A 15,264-nucleotide genomic window follows, 5' to 3' on the forward strand; every position below is an offset into this window, starting at 1 on the left:
ACTTCTAAGACCCATAGGACGTTAGCAGTCCTTGGCTATAAGTCTCCGTTAGCGATGAAAAAAAGAAACTTCCTACACCTTCCATGATTCCCTTATAAACCGCGCTACATCGGGTTTCACTCGTTAGTCGGTATGCGGGTTTTGTGCAGCAGCCAATCCCCGAACGACTTGTCTTCCAGGGCATACCCTCCCCGGCTCGACTTCCATACCAATTCCTTGTCGCGCAGGGCATCGATACAGGCCTGAATGGTCTGGGTCCCGGGCACCACATCGCTGCGCATAACCTCCAATGCCTTGCTGACTGCGGTAATCGTGCTGTCGGTAAACGGCGCAAATGGCTCATTGCTTTGCGAACGCACCACCATCACCTGCAACACCGCACGCTGCGGGATGGTCAAGGCGTTCCAGGCGCTTTCGAACTCGGTCCATACACCCGCGCGCAGCAGTTCTGCGCGACTGTGCAGCAGTTGGCCAAGATTGCTCGCCTCGCCCAGCTCCAATGCGACTTCACCGATGATCGTGCGCAACATCTCGGGACGCCGACCTACCAGCTCAAACGCCTCATCAATGTCAGCCGCGTTGAATTGGTTGTTCTTGGCCAGGTGCGCGTTGAGGTGCACGGTGTAGGCCTGGGTGAACGCTTTGCCCAGCAGCGGAAACGGCGTGATGCTGGAACCGAAGAATGGCTGGCTTTTACCCAATACCAAATGGGCGAGTTTGTCGCGATTGGAGCCGGTAAACACCAGGCGCAAACCGCTGCCCTCCTCGTCACGGCCTTGGTTGAGCTGATCCCGGGCAGCCTTCAACGCGAACATCGCATTGATACCTGACTCGGTGGTTAATGCGTGCTGTGCTTCGTCAATCACCAGTACAACGGGTTTTTCTGCAGCCCTATGGAGCAATTCCAACGCTTGGGTCAGCGTCGCACCGACCGGCAATTGTGGCTTGGTAAAGTCCCAGGAAAGCGTACGCAGAAAGCTTAGTTTCTCGATGCCAATGCTCTTTGCCAGTTTGCGAATGCCCTTTTCAAACGGCACCAACGCCCCCGCAATGGCACCTGCGATCAGCTCGGCGGGGTCTTTTTCCTTGTCGGCCCACAGGTCGACATACACCGCCAGCCAGCCCCGCAGCTGACATTCCGGAATCAGGTCTTCGCGCAAAAAAGTGCTTTTGCCCGTGCGTCGGGGCGCCGCGAGAAACAGGCCGGAGGTGAAATCCTGAATACCGGCCCCCACCAGGCCATCGGCAATACTGCTTGCCAGGGTGGGGCGGCGAAACACAAAGCCGCTGTGCTTGGACATGGTTTTATACTCAATTATGGAAAGGACTATAAATTATAGTAAAGAGTATAATTGACTATAATTGTCCGTCAAACCACCTCCCGCCGCCGATCCTCCCGCGGGCATTTGGCAAACCTTGCGCGATAGCTCCTGGTGAAATACGACGGTGACTCAAACCCGCACGCAATACTCACTTCCAGTACGCTCATGTCGCTCTGGCGCAGCAGTTTGCGGGCTTTTTCCAGGCGCAGGCCCAGGTAGAAATTGCTCGGCGTATCGTTCAGGTGCAGGCGAAACAGCCGCTCCAGTTGGCGCCGGGTGACCTTGATCGTTTCGGCCAGGGCCAAGGTGCTCAGGGGCGGTTCGGTGTGCTGTTCCATTTCGCCGATCACGTGCACCAGTTTCTTGTTATTGATGCCGTAGCGCGTGGCGATCTGCATGCGCTGGTGGTCCTTGCGGGGGCGGATGCGGCCGAGTACGAATTGCTCGGAAACCTGGATCGCCAGTTCCGGGCCGTGGGCCTGGGCGATGAGATCGAGCATCAAGTCGATGGACGCGGTGCCGCCGGCGCAGGTGATGCGGCGCCGGTCGATTTCGAACAGTTCCTGGGTCACGCTTAGGTGCGGATAGGCCTCCTTGAAGGCGTCGATGGCTTCCCAGTGCAAGGTCAGGCGGTGGCCGTCAAGCAGGCCCGCCTCGGCCAGCACGCAGGCGCCGGTGTCGATGGCACCGAGGGTCACACCCTCATGGTCGAGGCGGCGCAGCCAATGCTCCAGGGCGGGCGTGGCGAACTGCAGGGGTTCGAAGCCGGCCACCACCAGTAAGGTCGCGCCTTTTTTCAACGGTTCCAGCGCGGCATCGGCGTTGACCGACATGCCGTTGCTCGCCAGTACCGCGCCGCCATCGGCACTCAAGATGTGCCAGCGGTACAGCTCGCCGCGAAAGCGATTGGCCACGCGTAACGGTTCCAGCGCGGAGATAAAACCGAGGGCCGAGAACCCCGGCATCAGCAAGAAATAGACATCCTGGGACATGGTGGCGCTCTCGTCATACGGGCAGCGTGATCACTGTGATACGCCAGTTCAACCGGCCATTCAAGAGCCCAGGTCGCTGCAGTGCAAGAGTGGGTCGCCGCCGTGCGCTTTGCGGGGCGCCAAGCTGCGTAACGTGATCCCACGGCGCACAAAGACGCCGGCACCCACAATAACGACTGCCGAGGGCTCCACCCATGAACCGACTGATCAGCCGCTGCGTACTTGCACTCAGCGCCAGCGCCATTTTGAGCACTAACGCCCTGGCAGCGGATGCCGCTTCATGCCAGAACGTACGCATGGGCGTGGTCAACTGGACCGACGTCATCGCCACCAGCGCCATGGCCCAGGTGCTGCTCGATGGCCTCGGCTACAAGACCAAACAAACCAGCGCCTCGCAGCAAATCATCTTTGCCGGCATCCGCGACCAGCGCCTGGACCTGTTTCTGGGTTACTGGAACCCGCTGATGACCCAGACCATCACGCCGTTCGTCGACGCCAAGCAAGTCAAGGTCCTCGAAAAACCCAGCCTGGAAGACGCCCGCGCCACCCTGGCGGTGCCGACTTATCTGGCCGACAAGGGCCTGAAAACCTTTGCTGACATCGCCAGGTTCGAAAAAGAGCTGGGCGGCAAGATTTATGGCATCGAGCCGGGCTCGGGGGCCAATACGCAGATCAAGGCGATGATCGCCAAAAACCAGTTCGGCCTGGGCAAGTTCCAGTTGGTGGAGTCCAGCGAAGCCGGCATGTTGGCGGCCGTAGACCGTGCCGTGCGCCGCAAGGAAGCCGTGGTGTTCTTTGGTTGGGCACCGCACCCGATGAACGTCAATGTGGCGATGACTTACCTCACCGGCAGCGAAGGCGCCCTGGGCCCGAACGAAGGCATGGCCACCGTGTGGACCGTGACCGCGCCGGCCTACGCCGAGCAGTGCCCCAACGTGCATAAGCTGCTGACCAACCTGACGTTCACCGCCGCCGACGAGAGCCGCATGATGCAACCGCTGCTGGACCACAAGGATGCCATCGAATCCGCCAAGCAGTGGCTCAAGGATCACCCGCAAGACCAGGCGCGCTGGCTGGAGGGTGTGACCACCTTCGACGGCAAACCGGCTGCCGCCAACCTGCAATTGACCACGAAATAACCCATCCAGATCACCGCTTCGCAACCCCTGAAGGTTGCGAACGGCGCCCTGCGCCTTGAAATCACCCGCCTGTAAGGAACCGCCCCATGAACCACGACGTCATCATCACCTGCGCACTCACCGGTGCTGGCGACACGACCGCCAGAAGCCCCCACGTGCCGGTCACTCCCAAGCAAATCGCCGCCGCTGCCGTGGAAGCCGCCAAGGCCGGCGCCACGGTCGTGCATTGCCACGTACGCGACCCCGAGACCGGCAAGTTCAGTCGCGACGTTGCGCTGTACCGCGAAGTGATGGAGCGCATCCGCGAGGCCGACATCGACATCATCGTCAACCTCACCGCCGGCATGGGTGGCGACCTGGAGATCGGTGGCGGCGAGAATCCCATGGAGTTCGGGCCCAATACCGACCTGGTGGGCCCGCTGACCCGCCTGGCCCACGTCGAAGAACTGCTGCCGGAAATCTGCACCCTGGACTGCGGCACGCTGAACTTCGGCGATGGCGACACCATTTACGTGTCCACCCCGGCGCAACTGCGTGCCGGCGCCAAACGTATCCAGGAATTGGGCGTAAAGGCCGAGCTGGAAATTTTCGACACCGGCCACCTGTGGTTCGCCAAGCAGATGATCAAGGAAGGGCTGCTGGATAACCCGCTGTTCCAACTGTGCCTGGGCATTCCCTGGGGGGCACCGGCCGACACCACCACCATGAAAGCCATGGTCGATAACCTGCCCGCCGACGCGGTGTGGGCCGGCTTCGGCATTGGCCGCATGCAAATGCCAATGGCCGCGCAGGCGGTGCTGCTGGGCGGCAACGTACGGGTGGGCCTGGAAGACAACCTGTGGCTGGACAAAGGCGTGCTCGCCACCAATGGGCAGTTGGTGGAGCGCGCCAGTGAAATTCTCAGCCGGTTAGGCGCAAGGGTCCTGACCCCAGCCGAAGGCCGCATCAAGATGGGCCTGACCCAACGCGGCTAACACAGACACCACCACTCCTGTGGGAGCCGGGCTTGCCCGCGATGAGGCCAGTAAATCTGCCACATCTTTGTAGCCTGCAATGCCGCCATCGCGGGCAAGCCCGGCTCCCACAAAGGATCATCGAACACTTTAGGAATATGCCATGCGCTTTATCACCGAAATCAAAACCTTCGCCGCGTTGGGCAGCGGTGTCATCGGCAGCGGTTGGGTGTCCCGTGCCCTTGCCCATGGTCTGGATGTGGTGGCCTGGGACCCCGCGCCCGGTGCCGAGGCGGCCTTGCGCAAACGCGTCGCAAACGCCTGGCCCGCCCTTGAACAACAGGGCCTGGCGGCAGGTGCCTCCCAGGACCGCCTGCGCTTTGTCACTACCATCGAAGACTGCGTAAAAGACGCCGACTTCATCCAGGAAAGCGCCCCGGAACGCCTGGAGCTGAAGCTGCAATTGCACAGCCAGATCAGCGCCGCGGCCAAGCCGAACGCATTGATCGGCTCCAGCACCTCAGGGCTATTGCCCAGCGAATTCTATGAAAGCTCTACACACCCGGAACGCTGCGTGGTCGGCCACCCCTTCAACCCGGTCTACCTGTTGCCACTGGTAGAAGTGGTGGGCGGCAAAAACACCGCGCCAGAGGCAATCCAGGCGGCGATCTCGGTGTATGAATCCCTGGGCATGCGTCCTTTGCATGTGCGCAAGGAAGTGCCGGGGTTTATTGCCGACCGCCTACTGGAAGCGCTGTGGCGTGAGGCGCTGCACCTGGTCAATGACGGGGTGGCGACCACCGGCGAAATCGACGACGCCATTCGTTTTGGTGCCGGGTTGCGCTGGTCGTTCATGGGCACTTTCCTCACTTACACACTGGCGGGCGGCGACGCCGGCATGCGCCACTTCATGGCACAGTTCGGCCCGGCGTTGCAGCTGCCGTGGACTTATCTACCGGCGCCTGAATTGACTGAAAAGCTGATTGATGATGTGGTCGATGGCACCGCTGAGCAGTTGGGTAACCACAGCATCTCGGCGCTGGAGCGCTATCGTGATGACTGCCTGCTGGCGGTGCTGGAAGCCGTAAAAACAACCAAGGCCAAGCACGGCATGAACTTCGCCGAATAACCCTGTGGGAGCTGGCTTGCCTGCGATGGCGGTGTTGGCCTCACCATTGCTATCGCAGGCCGGCCAGCACATTTGACCGCACACTGAATTGGATTCATGCCATGCCCGCACTGACCACCTACACCACGAAAATCCTGCCCGACTGGGTCGACTACAACGGCCATCTGCGTGACGCGTTCTATCTGCTGATCTTCAGCTACGCCACCGATGCGCTGATGGACGCGCTGGGGCTGGACAGCGAAAACCGCGAAGCCAGTGGCCACTCGCTGTTCACCCTGGAGCTGCACCTGAACTACCTGCATGAGGTGAAGCTCGGGGCCGAGGTTGAGGTGCATACCCAACTGATCGCCCATGACGCCAAGCGCCTGCACCTTTATCACAGCCTGCACCGGGTGGGAGACGACGAGGAACTGGCCGGCAATGAACAGATGCTGTTGCACGTCGACCTGGCCGGGCCGCAGGCCACGCTGTTCACCGAGGCCACGCTGCAACGGCTTGCCGCGATCGGCGCTGCCCAGGCCGAGCTGCCAAGGCCTGCCCTGCTTGGCCGTGTCATCGGTTTACCGGCAAAAAAAGCCCCGAGCCAGCCGTGACTGGATCGGGGCAGAGGGGCCTTGTGTGAGCTGTGCATCTGGAGGGTGACCAAACCGTCAAGCTGCGTGCCTGGGTTCAGTGTGCCTATTAACCGTATTGCCAAGTGACCCGAAAACGACCTGTTCATAGCCATCCAAGCCATCGCTCGATTCTGCTCTTGCCCACCCAGCAAGGGCCTACCAGAATCCAGGTCAATCCCTGTTCCCTACACCAGGATAAACGTCATGATGCACGCGGATTTGATTGATCAGGATGACCTGCTGAGCCAACTGCGCTCACTGGGTTTTGAAGTGTCCAGCGGCGCCAGCGCCGAGCAGGCGTGTGAATGTGCAGTGCGCGGTTTGAGCGAAGCGCGGGCCAAGGCGCTCAAGGGAATGGTGGAGCAAATGTACACCGGCAAGGCGACCATTTTGCCGGCCGTGCGCCAGGCGATCGACAAGCAGTTGTTGCCGGCGCTGATGCAATTCAAACAGAACTCCGGCGCCTGAAAATACCGCTATCGCAGGCAAGCCAGCTCCCACAGGAGAACGCATTCCAAGGTGGCAGCTGGCTTGCCTGCGATGCAGACGACTCGGTTTAGAGCCTTACACTGGCAAACGTCGACTCGTTCCTGGCCTGGCTCAACGCCGACATCGGCCCCGACAACGGTGACAACACCAGTGCCGGCGGAATCGGCATCATCGCCACTTGCTGGGTGGTGTTGGAGCCGACACGTTCATCCCGTGGCGGAATGCCGAAATATTCGCGGTAGCACTTGGAGAAGTGCGGCGTAGACACAAACCCGCACACCGAGGCGACTTCGATGATCGACATCGGCGTTTGCTTGAGCAACTGCCGCGCACGAATCAGGCGCAGCTTGAGGTAGTAGCGCGACGGCGAGCAATGCAGGTATTTCTGGAACAGCCGCTCCAACTGCCGGCGCGACACGGCGACATACACCGCCAGTTCGTCCAGGTCGATTGGCTCTTCGAGGTTGGCTTCCATCAGCGCGACGATTTCCTGCAGCTTCGGCTGGTTGGTGCCAAGCATGTGCTTGAGCGGCACACGCTGGTGATCCTGTTCGTTGCGGATGCGTTCGTACACGAACATCTCGGAGATGGCGGCCGACAATTCACGGCCGTGGTCGCGGCTGATCAGGTGCAACATCATGTCCAGGGGCGCGGTACCACCGGAGCTGGTGAAGCGGTTGCGGTCGAGGGTGAACAGGCGCGTGCTCATGGCCACCCGCGGGAAGGCTTCCTGCATCGACGCCAGGCATTCCCAGTGCACGCTGCAATCAAAGCCGTCGAGCAAGCCGGCGCAGGCCAGGGCCCAACTGCCGGTGCACACTGCGCCGAGGCGACGAGACTGGCGTGCCTGGCTTTGCAGCCACGACACATGTTCACGGGTGACGGTGCGCTGGATACCCACGCCGCCGCACACGATGACCGTGTCCAGCACGGGTGCTTTGTGCATGGAGGCATCGGGTGTGATTTGCAGGCCATCGCTGGCCCACACCTGGTTGCCGTCGACACTCAGGGTTGTCCAGCGATACAGCTCGCGGCCGGACAGCTGGTTGGCCATGCGCAGTGGCTCCACGGCTGACGCCAGGGAAATCAGCGTGAAATTGTCCAGCAGCAAAAAGCCGATGGATTGAGGCGCACGGTTCTGGGGTTGGGCCCCGGAGTTGGTCGACGTCATCGCGGTATCTCCTCACATCACACAAAGCGGGTGGCGGCCTCAGGCGAGGCTCTTGTTATTGCGCTCGTCCTGAAAAGGAGAGGCTTTGTAATTGATAGAGCAAATGCCATGCCTAAAATTGAATGGCTATTCAAGAACTCCTGAAAACGACCTGTTTATGCGTCTATATGAGCCCACGCGTGAAGTGCGGGATATGACGCATAACGGGCGGGGTTCAAGGGGGGTGAGCAGATCGGTAGCACTTGTGGGAAGGCGCTTTGCGGGCGTAGGAGGAGTCTGTCACCCAAAGCACATCAGGCGTGTGATCGTGTAGGAATTCGTTCGGAAGCTACTTATCTATTTGCGACGCGCTAAAAGGTGGCGATTTTGGCTGGGGTGTTCACTTTGTGAGCAATGATGCTCCTCTTCAGCTCGTTCCCACGCTCTGCGTGGGCATGCATCCTGTCACGCTCTGCGTCACCCATGGGCGGAGCGTCCGGGGCGGCATTCCCACGCGGAGCGTGGGAACGATCATGTCACTGACTCAACATTCAACCGCACTCACCGCCAACCCACCGCGTGATGTCTCTTTGTACTTGTCATGCATATCGGCCCCGGTATCACGCATGGTGCGGATCACCCGGTCCAACGAGATGAAGTGCTGGCCATCGCCACGCAACGCCATTTGCGCCGCGTTGATCGCCTTCACCGCCGCAATTGCATTGCGCTCGATACACGGCACTTGCACCAGGCCGCCCACCGGGTCGCAGGTCAGGCCGAGGTTGTGTTCCAAGCCGATTTCGGCAGCGTTGCACAGTTGCTCCGGCGTGGCACCAAGGATCTCCGCCAGCCCGGCTGCGGCCATGGCACACGCGGAACCGACCTCGCCCTGGCAACCGACTTCGGCACCGGAGATCGAGGCGTTCTTTTTACACAGGATGCCCACCGCCGCCGCGCCCAACAGGTAGTCAACCACGTTGGCTTCGGTGACTTCTTCACTGAACTTCATGAAGTAGTGCAACACCGCCGGGATGATTCCCGCCGCGCCGTTGGTGGGCGCCGTGACCATGCGCCCACCGGCGGCGTTTTCTTCGTTGACCGCCAGGGCGAACAGGTTGACCCATTCCATGGCGCTCAAGGTCGAGCCGATCACATTGGGCTTGTTCAGCTCCTGCAAGCTGCGGTGCAACTTGGCAGCGCGACGGCGCACGTTCAAGCCGCCGGGCAGGATGCCTTCGTGCTTGAGGCCCTGCTCCACGCAATCTTGCATGGCGCGCCAGAGCTTCATCAGGCCGCTGCGGATTTCTTCTTCGCTGCGCCAGGTTTTTTCATTCGCCAGCATCAGTTCGGCAACGCGCAGGTTGTGGGTCTTGCACAACTGCAACAGCTCCACGGCACTGGAAAAGTCATAAGGCAGCTCGGTGCGGTCCATGTCCGCCACACCGCTTTGGGCCTGGGCTTCATCCACCACAAAACCGCCGCCCACCGAGTAATAGGTGTCGCGGTGCAACTCGCCGTTTTCGCCAAACACCACCAGGGTCATGGCATTGGGATGGAACGGCAGGTTCTCATCGAGCAGGCGCATATCCCGCGCCCACACAAAGGGCACCGGCAAACGCCCATCCAGCAGCAGCGTGTCGGTTTCGCGCAGGGTGTGGATACGGGCGCCGATTTGCGTGGGGTCGATTGCGTCTGGCCACTCGCCCATCAGGCCCATGATGGTGGCGGTGTCGCTGCCGTGGCCGATGCCGGTGGCCGACAACGAGCCGTACAGTTGCACTTCGACACGCTGCACCTGTTCCAGCCACCCACGCTCACGCAACCCTTGAACGAACAACGCCGCGGCGCGCATGGGCCCCACGGTGTGGGAACTCGAAGGCCCGATGCCGATCTTGAACAGGTCGAAAACGCTGATAGCCATTAACGTGGAACTCCTCGATAAGCACGGGCCGGGCTTGAACGAGGTGCTACGCTCAGATCGCCCAGATGGCGGCATCATCAAGCTTTTATTCGTCATCACGGCGTCTCACACCGACGCACTCATGCTCACCAGCGGCGCTCGCGTGCGAACGCCAGTTTTGGCCGTTTTTTGCGGTGCAGAAGGGTAAAAACAGCAGTTTTACCTTCGGAAAAACCTGTAAGCGACGTCATCGGTACTGGATGCGACCCTCCCTGTACTGGATACGACGCCCCCTGTAGGCGTCAGATTTTCACTGGTACATGATCAGTCTCGACTCGTTTGCAAGGCACCGCGCCAGAGCTGTTGTCGCACGCTCCAACCGCAACACTTATAAAGCGCGGCGAATGCCGCCAGAAAAGACACAGGAGTCTACCCACATGAAAGGTTCACCCTCGTTGTTGTTGGCCGCCATGCTGAGTCTGCCAGTCGTGGCATACGCCGCAGAACCGGAACAGTGCAAGACCGTCAACTTCTCCGATGTCGGCTGGACCGACATCACCGTCACCACCGCGACCACCAGCGAGATCCTCAAGGGCCTGGGCTACAAGCCGCGCACCACGATGATTTCGGTACCTGTGACTTACAAGTCCCTGGCCGACGGCAAGAACATGGACATTTTCCTCGGCAACTGGATGCCGACCATGGAAAACGACATCAAGCAGTACCGTGATGCCGGCACCGTGGAAACCGTGCGCGCCAACCTGGAGAACGCCAAGTACACCCTGGCGGTCCCAGAGGCGCTGTATGAGAAGGGCCTGAAAGACTTCGCCGACATCGCCAAATTCAAGGATGAGCTGGGCGGCAAGATCTACGGCATCGAGCCGGGCAACGATGGCAACCGCACCATCCAGACGCTGATCGACAAAGATGCCTTCGGCCTGAAAACCGCCGGTTTCAAGGTGGTCGAATCCAGCGAAGCCGGCATGCTCTCCCAGGTTGAACGCGCCTCCAAGCGCAACCAGGCCATCGTGTTCCTCGGCTGGGAACCGCACCCGATGAACACTCGCTTCAAGATGAAGTACCTGACCGGTGGTGACGACTCGTTCGGCCCCAACTACGGCCAGGCCACCATCTACACCAACACCCGCAAAGGCTACACCCAGGAATGCAGCAACGTTGGTCAGTTGCTGAAAAACCTGGTGTTCACCCTCGACATGGAAAGCACCCTGATGGGTAACGTCCTGGACGACAAGATGAAGGCCGATGCTGCCGCCAAGGCCTGGCTGCAGAAGAACCCGCAAGTGCTCGACACCTGGCTCGCCGGTGTCACCACCGTTGATGGCAAACCAGGGCTCGATGCCGTTAAAGCTTACCTCGCCAAATAGCACCCGCTGACCCCAGGCCGGTGCGCTGGCCTGGGATGTTTTCCCCTTCGCATGTGGACATTCACTACCATGCTGACTGAACAGAAAATCCCACTAGGCCAGTACATCGCTGCCTTCGTCGACTGGTTGACCCAACACGGTGCCAACTACTTCGACGCAATCGCATCGACACTGGAAACGATGATCCACGGCGTGACGTTTGCGCTGACCTGGTTCAATCCACTGGCATTGATCGGTCTGATTGCGCTGCTGGCTCACTTTATTCAACGTAAATGGGGACTGACTGTTTTTGTCATCGCCTCCTTCCTGCTGATCCTCAACCTGGGGTACTGGCAGGAAACCATGGAAACCCTCGCGCAGGTGCTGTTCGCCACCCTGGTCTGCGTGGTCATCGGTGTGCCGCTGGGCATTGTTGCCGCGCATAAGCCGATGTTCTACACCATGATGCGGCCGGTACTCGATCTGATGCAGACCGTGCCGACCTTCGTCTACCTCATCCCTACCCTGACCCTCTTCGGGCTGGGTGTGGTGCCTGGGCTGATTTCCACGGTGGTGTTCGCGATTGCCGCGCCGATCCGCCTGACCTACCTGGGTATCCGCGATGTGCCGCAAGAGCTGATGGACGCCGGCAAGGCCTTTGGCTGCTCGCGCCGCCAGTTGCTCTCGCGCATTGAACTGCCCCACGCCATGCCGAGCATCGCCGCCGGCATTACCCAATGCATCATGCTGTCGTTGTCGATGGTGGTGATCGCCGCCCTGGTAGGCGCCGACGGCCTCGGCAAGCCAGTGGTCAACGCACTCAACACTGCCGATATTGCGCTGGGCTTTGAAGCGGGCCTGGCCATTGTGTTGCTCGCCATCATGCTCGACCGTATCTGCAAACAACCCGACGCTAAAGTAGGGGGTGATGCATGAGCATTATCCGATTCGACAAAGTCGACGTGATCTTTTCCAAAGACCCACGCGAAGCGCTCAAGCTGCTGGACCAGGGCATGAGCCGTAACGAAATCCTGAAGAAGACCGGGCAGATCGTCGGCGTCGAGAACGCCAGCCTGGATATCGAGAAAGGCGAGATCTGTGTGCTGATGGGCCTCTCGGGCTCAGGCAAATCCAGCTTGCTGCGCTGCATCAACGGCCTCAATACCGTCAGCCGTGGCCAGCTGTTTGTGGAGCATGAAGGGCGTCAGATCGACATCGCCTCCTGCACCCCCGCCGAGCTGAAAATGATGCGCACCAAACGCATCGCCATGGTGTTCCAGAAGTTCGCCCTGATGCCTTGGCTGACGGTGCGCGAGAACATCAGCTTCGGCCTGGAGATGCAGGGCCGCCCAGAGAAAGAACGACGCACACTGGTGGACGAGAAACTCGAACTGGTGGGCCTGAGCCAATGGCGCAACAAGAAGCCCGACGAGTTGTCCGGCGGTATGCAGCAGCGCGTCGGCCTGGCTCGCGCCCTGGCGATGGACGCCGATATCCTGCTGATGGACGAACCCTTCTCTGCCCTCGACCCGCTGATCCGCCAAGGCTTGCAAGATGAGCTGCTGGAACTGCAACGCAAATTGAGCAAGACCATCGTGTTCGTCAGCCACGACCTGGATGAAGCACTCAAACTCGGCAGCCGTATCGCGATCATGAAAGACGGCAAGATCATCCAGTACAGCGTGCCGGAAGAGATCGTGCTGAACCCGGCGGACGACTATGTGCGCACCTTCGTCGCCCATACCAACCCGTTGAACGTGCTGTGCGGGCGCAGCCTGATGCGCACCCTGGATAACTGCACGCGTGTGAATGGTTCGGTGTGCCTTGATCCGGGTGGCGACTCTTGGCTGGACCTGGCTGAAGGCAACACCATCCAGGGCGCACGCCAGAATGGCGTGACGATGAACCTGCAGAACTGGGCGCCAGGACAAGCCGTGGAAGGCTTGGGCCGCGTACCGACGTTGGTGGACTCGAACATCGGCATGCGCGATGCGTTGCAGATTCGCTACCAGACAGGCAATAAGCTGGTGCTGCATGACAACAACAAGGTGGTGGGGATACTGGGGGACAGTGAGCTCTACCATGCCCTGCTGGGCAAGAACCTGGGCTAGAACCCTGTGGATCGTTCCCACGCTCTGCGTGGGAATGCACCCTGTGACGCTCCGCGTCACGACTTCAAGAGCGGGACGCGGAGCGTCCATGGCGGTGTTCCCACGCAGAGCGTGGGAACGATCATGTCAGGGAAGACACCACCAGGCTTCAATTATCAGCTATAGACCCGGCCAAGGAGCTGCCGATGGCTTTCAAACTGATCGAGCACATCCCGGGTGATCTGCTCCTGGGTGAAGCCCATCAGGTCATACTCCTGCGGCCCGTTGTGCAGGTACACCTCGGCACGGTAGTAACGGGTGCGCTCTTCTTCAGGCAGGTCAGCCGGTGCCGCCGAGTAGCCATCCAGGCTCACTTCGTAGACAAACGGGTTGCCCTCGTCCATCTCGATCCGCACGCCGATGCAGCGCTTGGATTTGCCCAGCAGGGTCTGCACTTCCAGGCCCTGATCACGCAACGCACTCGCGGCTTCTTCCAACGCCGGCGTTACGTGCTTGTCCATAAAGCGCTGCACGGTGGCCTGGCTCGGTTGCAGGTCCAGCGCCGTCAAGCGCTCGCTGAAACCACGACGCCCGCGTTCAGCCAATTGCGCTTGCTCCTGTTCGGTGGCCACGTCCTGGCGCATGGCCTTGTGCAAACCGAACATAAAGAACACCAGCACCACAGAGAACGGCAGCCCCGCCAGCACCACCATGGTTTGCATGGCTTCGAAGTTGCCGGCAAACAGCAGGCCGATGGTCACCAGGGTGATCACCGCCGACCAGAAGATACGCAACCAGTGCGGCGCATCTTCATCCACATTGCCGCCTTTGCAGGAAAGGTTGGCCATCATCACCGCGCCGGAATCCGCAGGCGTCAGGAACAGCACGAAGCCCACGAAGATCGACACGCCGATCACCACTTTCGACGCTGGGTAATGCTCAAGCAGCTGGTAGATGGCCATGGACGGTTGCTCCAGCGCCGTCTTGCCCAACTCCACCGCCCCATGGTTCAACACCAGGTCCAGGGCCGAGTTGCCGAAGATCGACAGCCACGCCAGGGTAAAGCCCAGCGGGATCAGCAATACGCCAGCCACCAGTTCGCGCACGGTGCGACCACGGGAAATACGCGCGATGAACATGCCCACAAATGGCGCCCAGGAAATCCACCAGGCCCAGTAGAACAGAGTCCACAGGCCCATCCAGCGTTCGGTCTTGGCACCGTCGCCTTCGTACACATACAGGTCGAAGGTTTTCAGCACGATACCGTTGAGGTAATCACCGGTGTTCTGCACCAGGCCATTGAGCAGGTGCAAGGTGGGGCCGAACAACAGCACGAAGATCAGCAAACCGCTGAACAGCACGATGTTGAGGTTGGACAGACGACGAATACCGTTTTCCACACCCGACACGGCGGCAATGGTCGCCACGGTGCTCATCACGATGATCACGATCAGCAAATTGGTATTGCTGTGCTCCATGCCGAACAGGTTTTCCAGCCCCGACGACACTTGCATCGAGCCGATCCCCAGGTTGGTCACCAGGCCCAGCAGGGTCACGAACATGCCGAAACCGTCTACCGCATGGCCAGCCGCGCCCTTCACCCAACGCTCGCCCACCAGCGGGTACAGCGCCGAACGCAGGGCCAGCGGTTGGTTGTGGCGGTACGCAAAGTACGCCACGGCCAGGCCGACCAGCGCATAGATCGCCCAGCCGTGCAGGCCCCAGTGCAGGAAGGTCAGCTGCAGCGCCTGGCGTGCCGCGCCATTGCTGGCGGCAGCGCCTTCGGGCGGGTTGAAGTAATGGTCCAACGGCTCGGACGCACCGAAATACAACAGCGAGATGCCGATACCCGACGAGAACAACATGCCGGCCCAGGCGCCGTAGCTGAAGTCTGGGGTATCGTCCTTCGCACCCAGCTTAAGTTTCCCATAGGACGAAAACGCCAGGCCGACCACAAACACCAGGTAGGCAGCGATGACCACCATGTAGTACCAGCCAAAGCTTTTCGACAGCCAGGCCTGTGCGACACCGAGCAGGCGCCCGGCCTCCTGCGGGGCGACGATCAGAATGGCGGTCAACAATAAAATCAGCGCGGTGGAGGTGTAGAACACCCAACCGTTGA

The 15,264-nt window shown here is 60.4% G+C and carries 13 protein-coding genes; 8 read left to right on the forward strand and 5 right to left on the reverse strand.

Annotated elements, in window-relative coordinates; genetic code table 11:
- Nucleotides 1-116: 116 nt before the first annotated feature.
- Together BT204_RS00615 and BT204_RS00620 are read right to left on the reverse strand one after the other, a co-directional pair.
- Nucleotides 117-1,301, reverse strand: a complete 1,185-nt coding sequence (locus tag BT204_RS00615) for an ATP-binding protein (protein ID WP_034128885.1) — start codon at nucleotides 1,299-1,301, stop codon at nucleotides 117-119.
- Between the two features lie 68 nt (nucleotides 1,302-1,369).
- On the reverse strand, nucleotides 1,370-2,314 hold the full coding sequence (locus BT204_RS00620; RefSeq protein ID WP_054898194.1) for a GlxA family transcriptional regulator: 945 nt from the start codon (nucleotides 2,312-2,314) through the stop codon (nucleotides 1,370-1,372).
- A 194-nt stretch (nucleotides 2,315-2,508) separates the two neighbouring features.
- Between BT204_RS00620 and BT204_RS00625 the strand changes: the two genes are divergently transcribed.
- The 5 genes from BT204_RS00625 to BT204_RS00645 all read left to right on the forward strand — a co-directional run bounded on the left by BT204_RS00625 (nucleotide 2,509) and on the right by BT204_RS00645 (nucleotide 6,617).
- On the forward strand, nucleotides 2,509-3,453 hold the full coding sequence (locus BT204_RS00625) for a choline ABC transporter substrate-binding protein (protein WP_057976525.1): 945 nt from the start codon (nucleotides 2,509-2,511) through the stop codon (nucleotides 3,451-3,453).
- Between the two features lie 86 nt (nucleotides 3,454-3,539).
- Nucleotides 3,540-4,427 carry a 3-dehydrocarnitine:acetyl-CoA trimethylamine transferase CdhC gene (locus BT204_RS00630; protein WP_034128888.1) on the forward strand — a complete coding sequence of 296 codons (888 nt, stop codon included), beginning with the start codon at nucleotides 3,540-3,542 and terminating at the stop codon, nucleotides 4,425-4,427.
- A gap of 142 nt (nucleotides 4,428-4,569) precedes the next feature.
- Entirely contained in the window at nucleotides 4,570-5,535 is a 966-nt protein-coding gene (locus BT204_RS00635; protein WP_034128889.1) for an L-carnitine dehydrogenase, read from the forward strand.
- 101 nt (nucleotides 5,536-5,636) lie between these two features.
- Nucleotides 5,637-6,128, forward strand: a complete 492-nt coding sequence (locus BT204_RS00640) for a thioesterase family protein (RefSeq protein ID WP_054922373.1) — start codon at nucleotides 5,637-5,639, stop codon at nucleotides 6,126-6,128.
- A gap of 225 nt (nucleotides 6,129-6,353) precedes the next feature.
- Complete coding sequence (locus BT204_RS00645; protein ID WP_034128891.1) at nucleotides 6,354-6,617, forward strand: hypothetical protein; 264 nt, start codon at nucleotides 6,354-6,356, stop codon at nucleotides 6,615-6,617.
- Between the two features lie 88 nt (nucleotides 6,618-6,705).
- On the opposite strand, the gene BT204_RS00650 is transcribed toward BT204_RS00645, so the two are convergent.
- Nucleotides 6,706-7,809, reverse strand: a complete 1,104-nt coding sequence (locus tag BT204_RS00650) for a choline metabolism transcriptional regulator GbdR (RefSeq protein WP_003194907.1) — start codon at nucleotides 7,807-7,809, stop codon at nucleotides 6,706-6,708.
- 523 nt (nucleotides 7,810-8,332) lie between these two features.
- A complete protein-coding gene (locus BT204_RS00655; RefSeq protein ID WP_014720257.1) occupies nucleotides 8,333-9,709 on the reverse strand; it encodes an L-serine ammonia-lyase in 1,377 nt (458 codons plus the stop codon).
- Nucleotides 9,710-10,125: 416 nt separating this feature from the next.
- Here BT204_RS00655 and BT204_RS00660 point away from each other — a divergent pair, with 416 nt between their 5' ends.
- From BT204_RS00660 to choV, 3 genes are all read left to right on the forward strand, one after another.
- Entirely contained in the window at nucleotides 10,126-11,073 is a 948-nt protein-coding gene (locus BT204_RS00660; RefSeq protein WP_019817457.1) for a choline ABC transporter substrate-binding protein, read from the forward strand.
- Between the two features lie 69 nt (nucleotides 11,074-11,142).
- A complete protein-coding gene (gene choW / locus BT204_RS00665) occupies nucleotides 11,143-11,988 on the forward strand; it encodes a choline ABC transporter permease subunit (RefSeq protein ID WP_003194913.1) in 846 nt (281 codons plus the stop codon).
- Nucleotides 11,985-13,163 (forward strand): choline ABC transporter ATP-binding protein, encoded by a 1,179-nt coding sequence (gene choV, locus BT204_RS00670; RefSeq protein WP_054922367.1) that lies wholly within the window; start codon nucleotides 11,985-11,987, stop codon nucleotides 13,161-13,163. The genes choW and choV overlap by 4 nt, the downstream gene beginning before the upstream one ends.
- A gap of 155 nt (nucleotides 13,164-13,318) precedes the next feature.
- Here choV and BT204_RS00675 read toward each other — a convergent pair whose 3' ends face one another.
- Entirely contained in the window at nucleotides 13,319-15,253 is a 1,935-nt protein-coding gene (locus BT204_RS00675) for a BCCT family transporter (protein ID WP_229999343.1), read from the reverse strand.
- Nucleotides 15,254-15,264 lie beyond the last annotated feature (11 nt).

The organism is Pseudomonas sp. NFPP02, from assembly GCF_900119355.1.
GTDB lineage: Bacteria > Pseudomonadota > Gammaproteobacteria > Pseudomonadales > Pseudomonadaceae > Aquipseudomonas > Aquipseudomonas paracarnis.